This is a genomic window from Modicisalibacter ilicicola DSM 19980 (assembly GCF_900128925.1).
In the GTDB taxonomy this organism is placed as follows: Bacteria; Pseudomonadota; Gammaproteobacteria; order Pseudomonadales; family Halomonadaceae; genus Modicisalibacter; species Modicisalibacter ilicicola.
This window is the reverse complement of the sequence record NZ_FQUJ01000004.1, coordinates 98683-115592: the sequence shown is the minus strand read 5'-3', so window position 1 is coordinate 115592 and position 16910 is coordinate 98683. Positions and strand designations below refer to the sequence as shown.

Sequence of the window (16910 nt, the reverse complement as noted above, 5' to 3'; positions counted from 1 at the left end):
GAACGCCGAACGATCATGCGCCTGTTCTTTGCCCTGTGGCCGGACCCGGCACTGCGCGAGCGCCTGGAAACGCTGGCCATTCAGGCCCAGCATCGCTGCGGCGGCAAGCGCACCGCCACCGACAAGCTGCACCTGACCCTGGCCTTTCTTGGCGAGGTCCCGCCTCACCAGGTCACGCCGCTGGTCGAGACAACACACCAGCTGACCGGCCCCGCGGGCACCTGGACTCTCGACCGGCTCGGCCATTTCCCGCGGGGCGGTGTCGTCTGGGCGGGAAGCGCGACCGCCCCCGAGTCCTTGGCGGCGTTCCAGAAGCGGCTCTGGAGCGCCCTGGCCCCGCTGGGTTTCACGCCACCTCGACACGCTTTTCGGCCGCACGTGACCTTGGTGCGCAAGGCCTCGCGTCCCGTCCAAGCGGACGCGGACGATGCCTTGCCTCTCGTCTGGCCGCTGGGATCGGCGTCACTGGTGCATTCCGCCGTCGACGGGCCAGGGCGACGTTACGTCACCCTGGCGCGCACGGCGCCGCGTGGCGGCTGAGCCGCCGCCGAGGGTGAAATTTACCCCTGCGCTGGGCCACCATAACCACTAGAATCTGGCTATCGGTCGCTGAAGCGAGCTTCCACGGACCATTGATATCACAGGATTTTATGGGAGCCCGATTTATCGGGCGGTTCTGGCCAACCCCTCGCTCGCTGAAGCGAGCTCCCACAGGCCATTGATATCCCAGGGTTTTGTGGGAGCCCGATTTATCGGGCGGTTCTGGCCAACCCCTCGGTCGCTGAAGCGAGCTCCCACAGGTCATTGATACCCCAGGCTTTTGTGGGGGCCGATTTATCGGGCGGTTCTGGCCAACCCCTCGCTCGCTGAAGCGAGCTCCCACAGGCCATTGATACCCCAGGGTTTTGTGGGAGCCCGCTTTATCGGGCGATGGATCAGGCCTTTTCCGACGTTGCCGGGGCAGCGCAGTCCAGAACCTGGGCATAGCCCTCGCGGAAGGTCGGGTAGCGGAACCGATAACCGGTCTCGAGCAGCCGCGAGTTGTCGCAGCGCTTGCTGGAACGCCGGCGCAGCGGTGACTGGATGACCTCGTGGGTCTCGACCTTGAGGCGCTTGGCCAGCCAGGCCATCACCTCGTGCAGCGGCACCGGTTCGCAGTCGCTGGCCAGGTAGAGCTCCTCCAGCGGCTCGTCGTTCAAGGCCTTGGCGATCATGTGGGTGAGCACGCCGGCACAATCGTCGCGGTGGATGCGATTGGAGTACATCGGCGGCGTGGAAGCGGCGATACGCCCTTCGCGTACCTGCTGGATGAGCCGATCGCGCCCCGGGCCGTAGATGCCCGAGAAACGTACCACGGTGCCGGGCAGGCGGTGCTCGATGAGTGTCAGTTCGGCCTCGCGCATCAGTTGCCCGGCGAAGCCCGTCGGCTGGGTCTCGCTGGTCTCGTCCACGGTTTCGCCACCCTGCTGGGCGTAGACGCTGGTCGAGGAGACGAAGAAGACTCGCCTCGGTGAGCGCGGGCGTCGGTCGAGCTCGGCCAGCATCGCCCTCAGGCCATCACGGTACGCTGCCTGGTAGGCCTGTTCGTCGAAGCGATCGGCGCTGACCACGTAGATGACGATATCCGCGTCGGGCAGGGCCTCGAGGGAGGCGGGGTCATTGAGATCCACGGCCAGCGGCTCGATGCCGCTGCCCACGAGTATGTCGGGATTGCGACGGGCGCCGATCACGCGATGCCCCGCCTCGATAAGCTGCAGACCGAGCGTCTTTCCGATGTCGCCACAGCCGAGAATCAGACACGTATTCTTCACCTTTACCTGGCTCCTTGGTAAAACGGACATAACCACCGATTCGACAGGATGCCCCTGACGGGCCCTCAACCAATGACTCTAACAGAACTTCGCTACATCGTGACACTGGCTCAGGAGCGTCATTTCGGGCGTGCCGCGGAACGCTGCTTCGTATCCCAACCCACCTTGTCCGTGGCCGTGAAGAAGCTCGAGGACGAACTCGAGGTCGCACTCTTCGAGCGCTCCAAGTCCACCGTGCAAGTGACGCCCCTGGGAGCGAAGGTCGTCGAACAGGCCCAGCGGGTACTCGAACAGGCCAGCATCATTCGCGAACTGGCCAACGAGGGCAAGGACCAGCTGGTCAGCCCGCTGCGCATCGGTGCCATCTACACCATCGGCCCCTATCTGTTTCCGCACCTGATCCCGCAGCTGGCGCGCATGGCGCCACGCATGCCGCTGTACATCGAGGAGAACTTCACCGCGGAGTTGCGCCGCAAGCTTCGCAGTGGTGAGCTCGATGCGATCATCGTCGCGCTCCCCTTCACCGAGGCCGACGTGGTCACCCGGGCGCTTTACGACGAGCCCTTCGAGGTGCTGATTCCCAGCGATCATCCCTGGACCCGCAAGACCAGCATCGACAAGGAAGACCTGCTCTCCGAGCGCCTGCTGCTGCTCGGCGAGGGCCACTGCTTCCGGGATCAGATCCTCGAAGCCTGCCCGGCGATCAGTGCTCAGCTCAACAGCCCGTCCAATACCCTGACCGCGGAAGGGGGCTCCCTGGAAACCATCCGTCACATGGTGGCTTCCAAGCTGGGCATCACGGTGCTGCCCCAGTCGGCCATCGGCACGGGGCACTACGAGAGCGGCATGCTGGAGAGTCGCCCCTTCAGCCCCGAGGCACCCAGCCGTACCGTCGCGGTCGCCTGGCGTGCCAGCTTCCCGCGCCCCAAGGCCATCGATGCATTGATCGGGGCCATCGAGCAGTGCCACCAGGAACAGCCGGACGCCGTGCCGGCATGACAGGGCCCGGACTCGAGCAGCCGGTCACCGCTCTGGCCGGTGTGGGCGACGCCTTGGCCGCCAGGCTGGCGCGGTTGCGACTCGAACGGGTCGTCGATCTGCTGTTCCACCTGCCGCTGCGCTATCAGGACCGCACGCGCATCACGCCGATCGCTACCCTGCGCGCCGGCCAGGAGGCGGTGGTCGACGGCGAGGTGTGTGCCGCGGAAGTGGTCAAGGGCCGCCGGCGCAGCCTGCTGGTGCGGCTCAAGGATGGTTCGGGCATTCTCAGCCTGCGCTTCTTCCACTTCTCGCCGGCCCAGCAGCAGCAGTTCGCCCGAGGCGTGCATCTGCGCTGTTTCGGCGAGGCGCGGGCCGGGGCCACGGGACTCGAGCTCTATCACCCCGAATACCGCCTGCTACGCCAGGGCGATGTGCCTGTCGACGAGCATCTGACTCCCATCTATCCGGCCACCGAGGGCCTCGCCCAGCCGCGCCTGCGCGGTCTGATCAGCCAGGCATTCAAGATTCTCGACGAGGTCCCGCAGTCGCTGCCGGACGCCATCCCCGAGGGCTTGCACGAACGCTTCCGGCTACCCGAGCTGCAGGCCTGCCTGCGCTATCTGCACGAGCCGCCCCCGGAGGCCGATCTCGAACATCTGGCCAGCGGCACTCACCCCACCCAGCGACGCCTGGCCCTGGAGGAACTGCTCGCCCACCAGCTCAGCCTGCGCCAGGTGCGTCTGCGCATCCAGACCGACGGCGCCCCGTCACTGCCGTCCGGGCGCGGCCTGCAGGCCCGCTTCGTGACCCAGCTGCCCTTCGCCCTCACCGGAGCCCAGCGCCGGGTGCTCGACGAGATTGCCCGCGACCTGGAAACCGCCACGCCCATGCTGCGCCTGGTACAGGGCGATGTCGGCTCGGGCAAGACCGTGGTGGCGGCGATGGCGGCCTTGCAGGCCATCGCCGGCGACTGCCAGGCCGCCTTGATGGCACCCACGGAGATCCTCGCCGAACAGCATTTCCGCAACTTCCGCGACTGGCTTGCCCCGCTGGGCATCGAGGTGGCCTGGCTGTCCGGCAAGCTCAAGGGCAAGGCGCGACTCGATACCAAGGCGGCCATCGCCGATGGCCGTGTCCAGATGGCCGTCGGCACCCATGCGCTGTTCCAGGACGACGTGCATTTCCAGCGCCTTGGCCTGGCGATCATCGATGAACAGCATCGCTTCGGGGTGCACCAGCGTCTGGCGCTGCGCCAGAAGGGCGAGGCCGGCGGTCTGACCCCGCACCAGCTGATCATGACCGCCACCCCCATCCCGCGCACCCTGGCGATGAGCGCCTATGCCGATCTCGACCTGTCGGTGATCGACGAGCTGCCCCCGGGGCGCACCCCGGTGCAGACCGTGGCCGTGGCCGACGAACGCCGGCCGGAGGTGGTCACACGCATCCGCCGCGCCTGCACCGAGGGGCGACAGGCCTACTGGGTCTGCACCCTGATCGAGGAATCCGAGGCCTTGCAGTGCCAGGCCGCCGAGGCGACCCGGGACGCCCTGACCGAGGCGCTGCCGGAACTGGCCATCGGTCTGGTGCACGGACGCATGAAGGCCGCCGAGAAGGCTGCGGTGATGGACGCCTTCAAGGCCGGCGAGCTGGACCTGCTGGTGGCCACCACGGTGATCGAGGTGGGGGTCGACGTACCCAACGCCAGCCTGATGATCATCGAGAACCCCGAGCGCCTGGGGCTCTCGCAGTTGCACCAGTTGCGCGGCCGGGTCGGTCGCGGCGGCACCGAGAGCTTCTGCGTGCTGCTCTACCATCCGCCACTCTCGGCCCACTCCCGGGAGCGCCTGGGGGTGATGCGCGAGACCTCGGACGGCTTTCGCATCGCCGAGAAGGATCTCGAACTGCGTGGCCCCGGCGAGGTGCTCGGCACCCGCCAGACCGGCCTGGCGCAGATGAAGATCGCCGATCTGGAACGCGACAAGGACCTGCTGGAACGGGTCAGCCCGCTGGCCAGGGCATTGCTGGAGGAAGCACCGGACGCCAGCGAGACGCTGATTCGCCGCTGGCTGGGAGAAGAGGCGGGGCGTTACGGCCAGGTATGAGTTTAAAACTAACGCAGATGGCGCAGCAGCTTCTGCAATTTTGTCAGGTCCCTGGAATCGCCGACCAGACGCACGCGACCATCCATCATGCCGTCGAGGAAGGCACGCTGGGTAGGTTTCCGGAGGATGGACAGTGCGGCATCGGCGTCGCGAAAGCGTAGCTCCAAATCGAGATCCACCGGTAGTCCGGGGGCACTCTCGATGGCGTCGGGAGTCATGCGATAGTGGCGAGCAATGCTCAGGTCCTCGGTGGCGATGCCCCAATCCAGATGCCGCAGCTCATCGAGCGTCTCGCGAAAGCGCCGATTGCCACGCCGGGCGCGCTTCAACATCAGTCCGAGCAGCCATAACACCAGTCGCAGCTTCATGAGGTTACCGAGGGGAAGTCGAATGGAAATTACCGGCTGCAGGACAGCCGGCACGCTAGGAGCGCTCACCCAGAAGCGTCGCGCTCATACGAGGAGCTTCCTGCCTATTTGGAAACGGCATCCTTGAGGGATTTGCCGGCCTTGAAGGCGACGGTCTTGCTGGCGGGAATCTTCAGCGACTCGCCGGTCTGGGGGTTCTTGCCGGTTCGGGCGGCCCGTTCGCGGACGGTGAACGACCCGAAGCCGATCAACGATACATCCTGCCCCTTGGCCACGGAACCGGTGATCTCGTCGAGAATCACGTTCAGCACCTGACTGGCCTTGTCCTTGGAAAGATCGGCACGCTCGGCAATTGCCGCGGCGAGTTCTGGCTTGCGCATATAGCCCTCCTGAGTTTGAGCTGTGGCACGGTGGTGCATTCACCACCGAATTCTTGTTCTGCCGATAATGATGAACATCCGTCCCGGTGGCATGACGAACGCCAACGAAAGGTTGCGGCGCCACCTAGACTAGCAATGCTGGCGCGGCTCGCGCCAGTTCGACTTTCCTCCGCACGCAGCGGCCTGTCAACGCAAAGCCCATCAACTGTCCCTCGGCGTCTTCGGCCAGCGCCGCAAGATCGGCGCCCTCTCCCTCGACCCGCCAGCGCGCGGGGGATCGCCGAGGAGGCAACGCCACCACCGGGCAGGCCGGCGTCTTGACCAGTACCGGCCAGGGGCCATAGCTGACTGCCGTCGGCGAGCCGTCGAGGGTCGCCGCCAAGGCCTTGGCGCTCGCCTGAAGGGGCTGGACGTACATGGCGTTGATGCCATCGACGCAGGCGACGTCGCCCAGGGCATGGATGCCGGGCATCGAGGTGCGCAGGAAGCGGTCGGTATGGATGCCCTCGCTGCCCGCCTCGAGCCCGGCCTGGCGCGCCAGTTCGTGTCGGGGCACCAGCCCGGTGGCGATCAGGATCAGATCGGCCTCCAGGGATTGGCCATCGTCGAGAGACAGTGCCACGTTGGCCCCCTCGCCCTGCAGGGCCTCGAGACCTCGACCCAGCTCGAGTTCGATGCCGATGGCCGCGAACGCCTCGCCCAGCGCCCGCCCCAGCGGCTCGGGAAGCAACCGCGCCAGCGGGGTGTGCTCCGGGGCGATCATCGTTACCTCATGGCCTCCGGCCCGCAGGTCATTGGCATATTCGCAGCCCACCAGCCCGGCGCCGATGATGGCCACCCGCCCCGGGCGCTCCAGCGCCGTGAGCGCCGCGTGAAAGGCGCGGTAGTCGTCGAGATCGTTGATGGTGAAGGCACGACCGGCAAGGGAGTCGGGGATGTCGAACGGTGGCCGAGGCGCGGCGCCGGTGGCGATCACCAGTTCACCGTAGGCCAGGCGCTCGGCACCCAGCACGAGCTCGGCGGCCCGGGTATCGATGGCATCGACCCGGGTATGGGTACGCACCACGGCCTGCAAAGCGTCGGCGACCTCCAGGGCCGTGCGACTGACCAGCCCCTGCGGGGAGACTCCCTTGGCAAAGCCGGTGGAGAGCAGCGGCTTGGAGTAGTCGTCGCCACTGTCGGCGGTGATCAGGGTGATCGGGCGCGTCGAACCCCGGGCGCGCAACTGGCGCGCGAGCCCCAGTCCGGCCATGCCGGTGCCTAGAATGGTCAAGGGTGCGCTCATGGGTTCCTGCCAAGTGATTCGTGAAATCCGCATGGTACACTACCGCCCCCTTTTTTGACCCGGAGTCCGCGTGAGCGTCGATCGTCTCCCCTGTCCAGGCATGATCATCTCCTGGCGGCCTGCGGCGGCCTGGCGGCCGGCCATGAGCGCATCCTGGTGGCGGTGGGTCGCCTCCACCGACTCGCTGACGCAACGCCTGATCGACGCGAGCGGGAACGGCTTCAATGTGCGTCTGCTCGTGCAACGCCTGGACCGACCGCGCCGCGACGAGGCCCTGGCGTTGAATATCCCCTTCCGCCAGTGGGTCTGGCGGCGCGAGGTGGCCCTGCAGGCCGGTGGACGCCCCTGGGTCGTGGCCCGTTCGGTGGCGCCACTGGGTTCCCTGCACGGACAGCGCCTGAGCCAGCTCGGAGAACGCTCCCTGGGCAGCTGGCTGTTCCGCCAGCCGGGCCTGGAGCGGGGCCCGATCGAGGTGACTCACCGACCGGCACCCTTTCATGCCGACCCCGGGCCCTGGGGCCGGCGTTCGCTGTTGCGCCATGGCCGCTTCCGGGTGCTGGTGCAGGAGTTCTTTCTCGATCGCATGGCGGATGATCTGGGGCTGCCGAGGCGCTAGACTACGTCGCGACCCTGTTTCGGAGGCCTCAATGGACCCTGCCATTCGCCCTCGCGGCCTTGCACGCCTGCCCGACTTCCTGCACCTGACCCGACTGGATCGGCCGATCGGCACCTGGCTGTTGATGTGGCCGACCCTGTGGGCCCTGTGGATCGCCGCCGACGGTACCCCGCCGCGGGACACGCTGCTGATCTTCGTCGCCGGGGTCTACCTGATGCGTGCCGCCGGCTGCGTGATCAACGACTACGCCGATCGCCACTGGGACGGCCACGTCAAGCGCACCAAGGCGCGCCCCCTGGCCACCGGACGCATCAGCGAAAACGAGGCCAAGGGGCTGTTCGCGGCCCTGGTGATCGCGGCCTTCGTGCTGGTGTGCTTCACCAATCGCTTCACCGTGATGCTTTCCTTCGGCGGCGTGGTGCTGGCGTTCATCTACCCGTTCATGAAACGCTATACCCATCTACCGCAACTGTTCCTGGGCGCCGCCTTCTCCTGGGCGATCCCCATGGCCTTCGGCGCGGTGCTGGGGGCGGTACCCCCGGAAGCCTGGCTTTTGTTCCTCGCCAACCTGGCCTGGACGGTGGCCTACGACACCGAGTACGCCATGGTCGACCGCGACGACGACCTGAAGGTGGGCATCAAGTCCACCGCGGTGCTGTTCGGCCATCACGACCGGCTGATGATCGGCCTGTTGCAGCTGATCACCCTGACGCTGCTGGCCGTTGTCGGCACCCGCCTCGGATTGGGGGGCTTCTTCTGGCTGGGGCTCGCGGCGATGGCGCTGATCTTCATCTATCAGCACGGGCTGATTCGCCATCGCTCCCGGGAGCGCTGCTTCCAGGCCTTTCTCAACAATCACTGGGCGGGACTGGTGGTCTGCGCGGGGCTGGTGCTGGACCTCTGGCCCAACTGAAAAGTGCCTGTGCTCGTCCATACTGCGTTAAAATCGGCCCAAGATACTCATTTGCAACGCGCAAACTCCGCTCTTTCCCCGATTTTTGCCTTGTCTGACCATCGCTCGGCTATTTTTCAAACAGCTCTTTTTGTAACAAGATTGTCATGACTGCACGGTGTAATCGTCATCGTCCTGTCATTGCGAATGTGCCACCCGTGCATGTTCGTCTTCCAACGAGGCCAGGGTATGACTTCCAAGACCGTTCTCATCGTCGATGACGAAGCCGCCATCCGCGAGATGATCGCCGTGGCGCTGGAGATGGCCGATTATCGCGTGCTCGAGGCGGACAACGCCCAGAGCGCCCATGCCATGGTCGTCGACGAGAAGCCCGATCTGCTGCTGCTCGACTGGATGATGCCGGGCACCAGCGGCATCGAGCTCGCCCGCCGGCTCAAGCGCGAGGAGAGCACCGCCGAACTGCCGATCATCCTGCTCACCGCCAAGGGCGAGGAGGACAACAAGATCCAGGGTCTGGAAGCCGGGGCCGACGACTACATCACCAAGCCCTTCTCGCCCCGGGAACTGGTCGCGCGGCTCAAGGCCGTACTGCGGCGCACCACGCCACGCGGCATCGAGGAGGCGGTGGAGGTCGAGGGACTGTTGCTCGACCCCGCCAGTCATCGGGTATCCTCGAACGGCCAGGCGCTGGAGATAGGCCCTACCGAATATCGCCTGCTACAGTTCTTCATGACCCATCAGGAGCGTGCCTATACCCGCGGCCAGCTGCTCGACCAGGTATGGGGAGGCAACGTCTATGTGGAGGAGCGTACCGTGGATGTGCATATCCGCCGCCTGCGCAAGGCGCTTGGCGAACCCCACCAGCATCTGATCCAGACCGTGCGCGGCACCGGCTACCGCTTCTCGGCCAGGGTCTGATCACGCCCCATGCACTACTGGACCAACGAACTCTGGCGCCTGACCTGGCTGGTCGGCGGTGCCGGGCTGTTGGGCTGGGTAGCGGGCGAAGCGGGCTGGGGCCTGGCCCTGGGGCTGAGCCTGTTCGTCTTCCTTCATCTGCGCCAACTGCGCCGGCTGTACGTGTGGCTGACCCGGCACCCCCATCAGGAGCCGCCCACCGCCAGCGGCGTATGGGGCGACCTGTTCGATCGGCTCTATCGCTACCAGAAGAGCCAGCGCAACACCCAGCAGCGCCTGCGCGACATCATCCGCCGGGTGCAGGACTCCTCGGAAGCCATGCGCGACAGCGTGGTGATGCTCGATCGGCGTGGCGACCTGGAGTGGTGGAACAGTGCCGCCGAGCAGATGCTGGGCCTGCAGGCCGCCCATGACCGTGGCCAGCACATCACCAACCTGTTGCGCAGCCCCCGCTTCATCGACTACTTCAATGCCCGGGACTATCGAGAACCCCTGACGCTACCCTCGCCGATTCGCGACGACCTCATCCTGCAGTTCCAGATCACCCTCTACGGCGACAACGAACGGCTGCTGATGGCTCGGGATATCACCCGCCTGCACCGCCTGGAACAGATGCGCCGGGACTTCGTCGCCAACGTGTCCCACGAGCTCAGGACACCGCTGACGGTGCTGGCGGGCTATCTGGAGACCTACGGCGAGCACGCCGGGCAGTTGCCACCGCGCTGGCAGCGTGGCATCACCCGGATGCAGGAGCAGACCACGCGCATGCAGAACCTGGTCACCGACCTGCTGCTGCTGTCGCGGCTGGAAACCGATCACCAGGCCGAACAGGCGGAGCCCGTGACGATCGAGCCGCTGCTGGAGAGCATTCGCCGGGATGCCGAGACGCTCTCGGGGGGCAGCCACGTCCTGCGTCTCGAGATCGAGGAAGAACGGCGGCTCTCGGGCATCGAGCAGGAGATCCGCAGCGCCGTCTCCAATCTGGTCTTCAATGCGGTGCGTTACACCGCACCGGGGAGCACCATCACGCTGGGCTGGCGCCCCTGGCAGGGTGGCGCTGCCCTGGAAGTGGTCGACGATGGGGAGGGCATCGACCCGGTACACATCCCGCGACTCACCGAGCGCTTCTACCGGGTCGACAAGGGGCGCAGCGCCGCGACCGGGGGCACCGGGCTCGGCCTGGCCATCGTCAAGCACGTGCTGCTTCGCCATGACGCCCGGCTCGAGATCGAATCGAGCCCCGGCCAGGGCGCCCTGTTCCGCTGCGCGTTCCCGGCCTCGCGGCTGGTACAGGCTGCTGCCGAGCCCCCCCGGGAGACGAACGTCACGCCCATCACCGCCGCCAGCCTGCGGCGACGGTGAGGCGAGCGGTCCACGCCGGTGTCGATCAGAGGCGTGCCGGCAATGCCTTGTAGTGCTGCCGCCACATCAGTACCGAGGCCGCCACCGCCCCAGGCAGCAGGATGAGGTTGGCCAGGGGTATCCAGGTCGCCAGCAGCACCCAGCCACCGAAGGTCAGTGTCGGCCACCAGCGCGACCGCAGGCGCCGCTTCATGTCGTCGAAGCTGACCCGGTTGTTGTCCATCGGGTAGTCGAGATAGGTGATGGCCATCATCCAGGCCGAGAAGGCCGCCCACAGGAAGGGCATGATCAGATTGAGCCCGGGCACGAACCCCAGGAGGAACAGCAGCGCCATGCGCGGCAGGATGTATTTCAGCTTGACCAGTTCCCGGCCCAGGGCGTCGAGGGCGCCGCGCAGGAAGCTGCGTTCGTCCAGGGGGGGAGTACCGGTGACCCGGAGTTCCACCTTCTCGGCGAGAAACCCATAGAACGGCGCGGCGATCAGGTTCGACACCAGGGTGAAGGTGAAGAACACCACGACGACGAGGCTGAGCACCAGCAGGGGCCAGATCAGCCACTCCAGCCATTCGAGCCAGCCGGGCACCTTGAGCATCCAGTAATCGAGCCAGCCGCCGAAGTTGTCGAGCAGGTAGACGATGGTGCCCGTGTAGAGCACCAGGTTGACCAGTATCGGCAGGAAGACATAACGGCGCAGGCCCTTCGACAGTACCAGCCGTGTGCCCTGGGTCAGGGCGCCAAAGGCATCGAGCATAGAGGCTATTTCCGTGGAAAAGGCCTAACCCTTACCCTTGAGCGCCGCCTCGTCAAGCTTGTCGGCATCGATGTGACGAATGTCCAGGCCCTTGACCAGGTAGACGACGTATTCGGCCAGGTTGTCGGCATGGTCGCCGATGCGCTCCAGGGCACGCAGGATCCACATCACGCTCAGGATCGAGCTGATCGAACGCGGATCCTCCATCATGAAGGTCATCAGCGAGCGCATGGCGGTGGTGTATTCGTTGTCGACCAGCTCGTCTTCCCGGGCGACGCTCAGCGCCAGCTGGGTATCGAAACGGGCGAAGGCGGTCAGGGCATCGCGGACCATCTTGCGCACGTGCTCGCTGATGTGACGAACCTCGATGACCCCCTTCGGGGTGCCACGGCCTGCCTCGGCCAGCGCTAGGGCATTGCGCGCGATCTTGCTGGCTTCGTCGCCGATCCGCTCGAGATCCGAGGTGGCGCGGATCACCGCCAGCACCAGCCGCAGATCCGAGGCCGCCGGCTGACGCCGGGCCAGCACGCGGGTACACTCCTCGTCGATCTTGATCTGCATGTCGTTGACGGCCTGGTCGTTGTCGCAGACCTCCTCGGCCAGCCGGGTGTCGCCCTCGAGCAGGGCATGAATGGCGTCCTGGACCTGCTTTTCGACCTGCCCGCCCATCGCCATCAGGTGGGTCTTGAGTTCCTCGAGTTCGTGGTTGAACTGCTTGGAGATGTGCTGGCTATGAGTCTCGCTGGTAATTTCCATGTCGTCCTCCTGGGTCGCAAGGGGGTTTCGAAAAAGCCTCAGTGCATGCGGCCGGTGATGTAGTCTTCGGTACGCCTCAGGCGCGGGTTGGTGAACAGGGTGTCGGTGGCCGCGTACTCGATCAGCTCACCGGCCTGTAGAAAGGCGGTGACATCGGACACCCGCGCCGCTTGCTGCATGTTGTGGGTGACCAGTATCAGGGTCAGCCGCGACTTCAGGGTCCGAATCAGCTCCTCGATCTTCAAGGTCGAGATCGGGTCCAGTGCCGAAGCCGGTTCGTCGAGCAGCAACACCTCCGGGCGTACCGCCAGGGTCCGGGCGATGACCAGGCGCTGCTGCTGGCCGCCCGACAGCGACCAGGCCGAACTGTGCAGCCGATCCTTGACCTCCCCCCACAGGGCCGCCGAATCGAGCGCCCACTCGACGATCTCATCCAGCTGCCGCTTGCGCTTGACGCCCTGCAGCCGCACCCCGAAGGCGACGTTGTCGTAGATCGACATCGGAAAGGGGTTGGGGGTCTGGAAGACCATCCCCACCCGGCGGCGCAGTTCCGCCACCTCGACGCCGGGCCCGTGAATGTCCTGTCCTTCCAGGAGGATGCTCCCTTCGCGGCGAACCTCGTCGTTGAGATCGTGCAGGCGGTTCAGTGCACGCAGCAGGGTCGACTTGCCGCAGCCCGAAGGGCCGATGAATGCCGTGACCCGTTGGCGCGGGATACGCAGCGTCAACGCCTCGAGTGCCGGCTTGCCGTCATAGGCAAGCGACAAGTCCCGAATGTCGAAACAGCTCTCCGCCTCGGTGAACTCGGCCACCGTCGGGGCGGGAGCGGCCGATGCCGGAACATGAGACAACGTAGCAGGCAACGTCGGGAAATCTCCTAGGGAACCAGGGCGCGGTGGCGCACCCGCAGATGATGACGCAGAAAGATTGCAGTTAGATTAAGCACCACGATCACCACCACCAGCAAGAGCGCCGTGGCATAGACCAGGGGCAGCGCGCGTTCCATGTCGCTGCTCTGAAACCCGATATTGTAAAGATGGTAACCCAGGTGCATGAACTTGCTTTCAAGATGCACGAAGGGGAACTCGCCGTCCACCGGCACCTGGGTGGCCAGCTTGGCGACACCGACCAGCATCAATGGCGCCACCTCGCCCGCCGCCCGGGCCACGGCCAGGATCACCCCGGTCAGCATCGCCGGTGTCGCCATGGGCAGCACCACGCGACGCAGCATCTCGTAGCGGGTCGCCCCCAGCGCCAGGGCAGCCTCGCGCTGATGGTCCGGGATGCGGGCCAGGCCCTCCTCGGTGGCGACGATCACCACCGGCAGCGTCAGCAGCGCCAGGGTCAAGGATGCCCACAGCAAGCCGCCGGTGCCGAAAGTGGGCGACGGCAACCGCTCGCTGAAGAACCACTGATCGAGGCTGCCACCGATGCCGTAGACGAAGACCCCCAGGCCGAACACGCCATAGACGATCGAGGGCACGCCCGCCAGGTTGCGCACGGCGATGCGTACCAGGCGGGTCAAGGGGCCCTGGCGGGCAACCTCGTTGAGATAGACCGCCGCCAGCACCCCGAAGGGGGTGACCAGCAGGGACATCAGCAGCACCATCAGCACGGTGCCGAAGATCGCCGGCCACACGCCGCCGCCGGCATTCGCCGCCCGCGGCCCCTCGCTGAGAAAGGCCCACACCCGATGCCCCCAATGTTCGAGCTTGGCCACCGGCGACAGCGCATTGGGCCGCCAGGCGGCCAGCACCTCTCCCAGTGGCTGTTCCAGGCGCCGCCCGTCGACACTCTCCACTATCAGCGTGTCGCGCTCCAGCGCAGCGCGAATGCCCTCCAGTCGCCGGCGGGCTTCCCCCAGTCGGGCGATCAACGCCTCTCGGGTGTCGGGGCCGACCGAACTCTCGTTCGCCAGCCGACGCAGCAGGGGTTCGATCTCCTCGCTCTGCACCCGATCGCGACGCTGACGGAGGTCGTCGACACGGGCCAGGCGCGTCTGGAGTTCCTGCCACAGTGCCTCGTCCCTGATTCCCAGGGTATCGCCCGCTTCGCGCAGCGCCACCAGCCGCCCGAAGAACTCTCCCCAGCGCTGGCGCTGCAGCATCAGCAGTTCCTGCGGGGTGCTGCGCGAGGCGATCTCCGCGGCCGACACCCAGCGCCAGGCCTGACCATCGAGATCGCGGTTGCCGGTGCGATAGAGCACCTCCGGCGCCGACGCCTCCCCGCCCGGCGGCGCCAGGGTACGAACACGCTGACCGGCCAGCTGGTCGCCGTCGATCAGCGTGACCCGTTCCACCTCGGCTGGCCAGAAGTGCGCCAGCCCACGGGTTGCCAACAACGCCAGTAGCGCCAGCACCATCAGCAGCGACAGCGCCACGCTGCCCGCCGTCAGCCACGGCCAGCCACCCTCGTCGCGGCGCATCGAGCCCATCAGGAGGCCCCCAGCCGGCGATAGTTTCGCCTGAGACGCTGTCGCACCAGTTCCGCCAGGGTATTGACGCAGAAGGTGAAGACGAACAGCAGCAGGGCACTCAGGAACAGCAGGCGGTAGTGGGTCGTGCCGGCCGCCGCTTCGGGCAGCTCGATGGCGATGGTCGCCGCCGTCGAGCGCAGTCCCTCGAAGGGGCTCCAGGCCATCAGGGCGGTGTTGCCCGTGGCCATCAGCACGATCATGGTCTCGCCCACGGCGCGCCCGGCGCCGATCATGACCGCCGAGAAGAGCCCCGGACTGGCGGCGGGCAGGACGACCCGCCAGAGGGCCTGCCAGCGGGTCGCCCCCAGGGCCTGGGCTCCCGCGTCGAGACTCTTCGGCACCCCCGCCAGGGCATCCTCGGCCAGGGCATAGATCGTGGGAATGACCGCGAAGCCCATGGCCAGGCCGACGATCAGCGTGTTGCGCTGGGCATAGTCGAGGCCGTAATGCCGCTGCAGCCAGAGACCCAGGTCGCCGGCGAAGAACAGGCTTTCGATGAAAGGAGACGACGCCAGGGCCAGCCACACCCAGAGCGCCAGCCAGGGGATCAGCCAGAGACCCGCCCAGTGAAAGGGTAGATACCGGCGCAGGTCACGCGGCAGGCGTGCCCACAGCACCCCGGCAAGCCATAGGCAGAACGGCAGCAAGACGATCACGGCCAAGGCCCCGGCGAGGTGGCGCTCGACGAAGGGCGCCAATACCAGCCCGGCCACGAAGCCGATCACCACCCCGGGCAACGCCTCCATCAGCTCGATGGTGGGCTTGATCCGGGTACGCAGGCGTGCCGACATGTAGACGGCACTGTAGATGGCTGCTCCCAGGGCGATCGGCACGGCGAACAGCAGCGCCCAGGCCGCCGCCTTGAGCGTGCCCCAGGCCAGGGGGGCAAGCCCGAACCGTGCCTCGTCCTCGATGCCCGGGGCGCTTGCCTGCCAGCGCTGGCGGGGCACCTCGTGGCCTTCGTAGAGGGTCGGTGTCCAGAGCGTCGCCCAGCTCACCTCGGCATGCTCGGCATCGACGGTCAGTGCTTGCAGGCCACGCGCGCCGAGCCACCACAGCGTGTGTCCCGGCGGGCCGAAGGTCAGGGCTCGCGGCGAGTCGGGCGGCGCCGCCCCGGTCCAGCGCAATCCGGCCACGGCCTGGTAGAGCGCCATGCTTCCTGCCCCGTCCAGGGCCAGTGCAAGACGCTCGTCGGGCAACGGCAGAAGTCGCGTGATGGCGGCCTGGCCCGGTGTGGCATAGGGCTGGGCCGCGACCAGCGGCGCGGCGTCTCCCCGGGCATTGAGCCAGCGACGCAGACCACCGCCACTGTCACCGACCAGCAGGGTCTCACCACCCGCCAGATAGCTCAGCGCGGTGATTCGCCGAGGCGTTTCGAGTACTCGCCTCTCTCCCAGGCGCCGTGGTGGCCCGTCCTTCAGCGACCAGACCATCAGTCGCCGACCTTCGGCCAATACCAGACGGCCATCGTTGCCAAAGGCCAGATGCGTCGCCCTATCGGGCAGGAGAAGGCGTTGCGAGGCCCCGCCGGTCTCACCACGCAGCACGGCGACGCGCCCCGTCGGGTCGCGACCGGCGAGCCACCAGCGGTCACCGCTCTTGCCCAGCGCGAGCTCGTCTGCCGAGGCATCGGCAAACAGCGTATAGCGCCTTGCCTCGGGCCAGGCGGGCGGCTGCCCCGGCAGCCTTGGAACGAGCAGGGCATCGCCCCCCGCGAGGCCCAGCACGAGCAAGCCGGCCTCCACCGACTCGGCGACAGTGACGATGCGCTGGCCCTGGAGCCGTGCCATCCACTCGGCCGATCCGGTCATGACCGGATCGCCATCGGGCGGAACCTGCCACAGTCGACCGTTCTGGCCGAGCAGCGTCATGCGTCGCCGATCGTCGAGATGCATCCACACGGCACGCTCGCGAATCGACTCTGCCGGCGCCGCATGGGTTTCGGTCGTCACCTGAGACGGCACGAAGAGCGGCAGCACCTCGATGGCCAGGAACACGCCGATCGCCAGCACCGTCATCACCACCCCGATACCGCCGGCGCTGATCGCCAGGGTCGCCAGGCGATCTCGAGTCTGGCGCAGACGGCCGCGGAGGCGGGGAGTGGCAGGCGAAGGGTCAGTCATGAAAGGCGGACTTGGCTCTCGGGGTAAAGGGGATCCGTAACGACGATTGCATGACAGCGAGATGACCG

The 16910-nt window shown here is 66.7% G+C and carries 16 protein-coding genes; 7 read left to right on the top strand and 9 right to left on the bottom strand.

What is annotated here, in order from left to right:
• The first annotated feature begins 15 nt into the window (after positions 1-15).
• Positions 16-540 carry an RNA 2',3'-cyclic phosphodiesterase gene (gene thpR / locus BUA41_RS05115; protein ID WP_072820399.1) on the top strand — a complete coding sequence of 175 codons (525 nt, stop codon included), beginning with the start codon at positions 16-18 and terminating at the stop codon, positions 538-540.
• Positions 541-935: 395 nt separating this feature from the next.
• Here thpR and BUA41_RS05110 read toward each other — a convergent pair whose 3' ends face one another.
• Positions 936-1811, bottom strand: coding sequence for an SDR family oxidoreductase (locus BUA41_RS05110; protein ID WP_072820397.1), 876 nt, complete (start codon positions 1809-1811; stop codon positions 936-938).
• Between the two features lie 72 nt (positions 1812-1883).
• On the opposite strand from BUA41_RS05110, the gene BUA41_RS05105 reads away from it, so the two are divergent.
• Both BUA41_RS05105 and recG read left to right on the top strand, forming a co-directional pair.
• Positions 1884-2810, top strand: a complete 927-nt coding sequence (locus BUA41_RS05105; protein ID WP_072820395.1) for a hydrogen peroxide-inducible genes activator — start codon at positions 1884-1886, stop codon at positions 2808-2810.
• Complete coding sequence (recG, locus tag BUA41_RS05100) at positions 2807-4894, top strand: ATP-dependent DNA helicase RecG (RefSeq protein ID WP_072820393.1); 2088 nt, start codon at positions 2807-2809, stop codon at positions 4892-4894. Before BUA41_RS05105 ends, recG begins: the two co-directional genes overlap by 4 nt.
• Before the next feature lie 8 nt (positions 4895-4902).
• On the opposite strand, the gene BUA41_RS05095 is transcribed toward recG, so the two are convergent.
• The 3 genes from BUA41_RS05095 to BUA41_RS05085 form a co-directional block, all read right to left on the bottom strand.
• On the bottom strand, positions 4903-5262 hold the full coding sequence (locus tag BUA41_RS05095; protein WP_072820391.1) for a hypothetical protein: 360 nt from the start codon (positions 5260-5262) through the stop codon (positions 4903-4905).
• A gap of 104 nt (positions 5263-5366) precedes the next feature.
• Entirely contained in the window at positions 5367-5642 is a 276-nt protein-coding gene (locus tag BUA41_RS05090; protein ID WP_072820389.1) for an HU family DNA-binding protein, read from the bottom strand.
• Between the two features lie 124 nt (positions 5643-5766).
• The gene (locus tag BUA41_RS05085; RefSeq protein WP_072820387.1) at positions 5767-6927 is read right to left on the bottom strand and encodes an FAD-dependent oxidoreductase; all 1161 of its coding nucleotides are present in this window, start codon (positions 6925-6927) and stop codon (positions 5767-5769) included.
• 70 nt (positions 6928-6997) lie between these two features.
• Here BUA41_RS05085 and BUA41_RS05080 point away from each other — a divergent pair, with 70 nt between their 5' ends.
• The 4 genes from BUA41_RS05080 (at position 6998) to phoR (ending at position 10736) form a co-directional block, all read left to right on the top strand.
• Positions 6998-7543 carry a chorismate--pyruvate lyase family protein gene (locus tag BUA41_RS05080; protein ID WP_371829237.1) on the top strand — a complete coding sequence of 182 codons (546 nt, stop codon included), beginning with the start codon at positions 6998-7000 and terminating at the stop codon, positions 7541-7543.
• A gap of 31 nt (positions 7544-7574) precedes the next feature.
• Positions 7575-8456, top strand: coding sequence for a 4-hydroxybenzoate octaprenyltransferase (ubiA, locus tag BUA41_RS05075; protein WP_072820383.1), 882 nt, complete (start codon positions 7575-7577; stop codon positions 8454-8456).
• Positions 8457-8684: 228 nt separating this feature from the next.
• Positions 8685-9374: a phosphate regulon transcriptional regulator PhoB gene (gene phoB / locus BUA41_RS05070; protein WP_072820381.1), complete on the top strand. Its 690-nt coding sequence runs from the start codon at positions 8685-8687 to the stop codon at positions 9372-9374.
• Positions 9375-9383: 9 nt separating this feature from the next.
• On the top strand, positions 9384-10736 hold the full coding sequence (gene phoR / locus BUA41_RS05065) for a phosphate regulon sensor histidine kinase PhoR (protein WP_072820379.1): 1353 nt from the start codon (positions 9384-9386) through the stop codon (positions 10734-10736).
• A 25-nt stretch (positions 10737-10761) separates the two neighbouring features.
• On the opposite strand, the gene cysZ is transcribed toward phoR, so the two are convergent.
• The 5 genes from cysZ to BUA41_RS05040 form a co-directional block, all read right to left on the bottom strand.
• Complete coding sequence (cysZ, locus tag BUA41_RS05060; protein WP_072820377.1) at positions 10762-11487, bottom strand: sulfate transporter CysZ; 726 nt, start codon at positions 11485-11487, stop codon at positions 10762-10764.
• Positions 11488-11511: 24 nt separating this feature from the next.
• Complete coding sequence (gene phoU / locus BUA41_RS05055) at positions 11512-12243, bottom strand: phosphate signaling complex protein PhoU (protein ID WP_072820375.1); 732 nt, start codon at positions 12241-12243, stop codon at positions 11512-11514.
• 38 nt (positions 12244-12281) lie between these two features.
• Positions 12282-13055 (bottom strand): phosphate ABC transporter ATP-binding protein PstB, encoded by a 774-nt coding sequence (gene pstB / locus BUA41_RS05050; protein ID WP_175546938.1) that lies wholly within the window; start codon positions 13053-13055, stop codon positions 12282-12284.
• A 65-nt stretch (positions 13056-13120) separates the two neighbouring features.
• Positions 13121-14677 carry a phosphate ABC transporter permease PstA gene (gene pstA / locus BUA41_RS05045; protein WP_245791846.1) on the bottom strand — a complete coding sequence of 519 codons (1557 nt, stop codon included), beginning with the start codon at positions 14675-14677 and terminating at the stop codon, positions 13121-13123.
• Positions 14677-16842 (bottom strand): ABC transporter permease subunit, encoded by a 2166-nt coding sequence (locus tag BUA41_RS05040; RefSeq protein WP_084671169.1) that lies wholly within the window; start codon positions 16840-16842, stop codon positions 14677-14679. The genes pstA and BUA41_RS05040 overlap by 1 nt, the downstream gene beginning before the upstream one ends.
• Positions 16843-16910 lie beyond the last annotated feature (68 nt).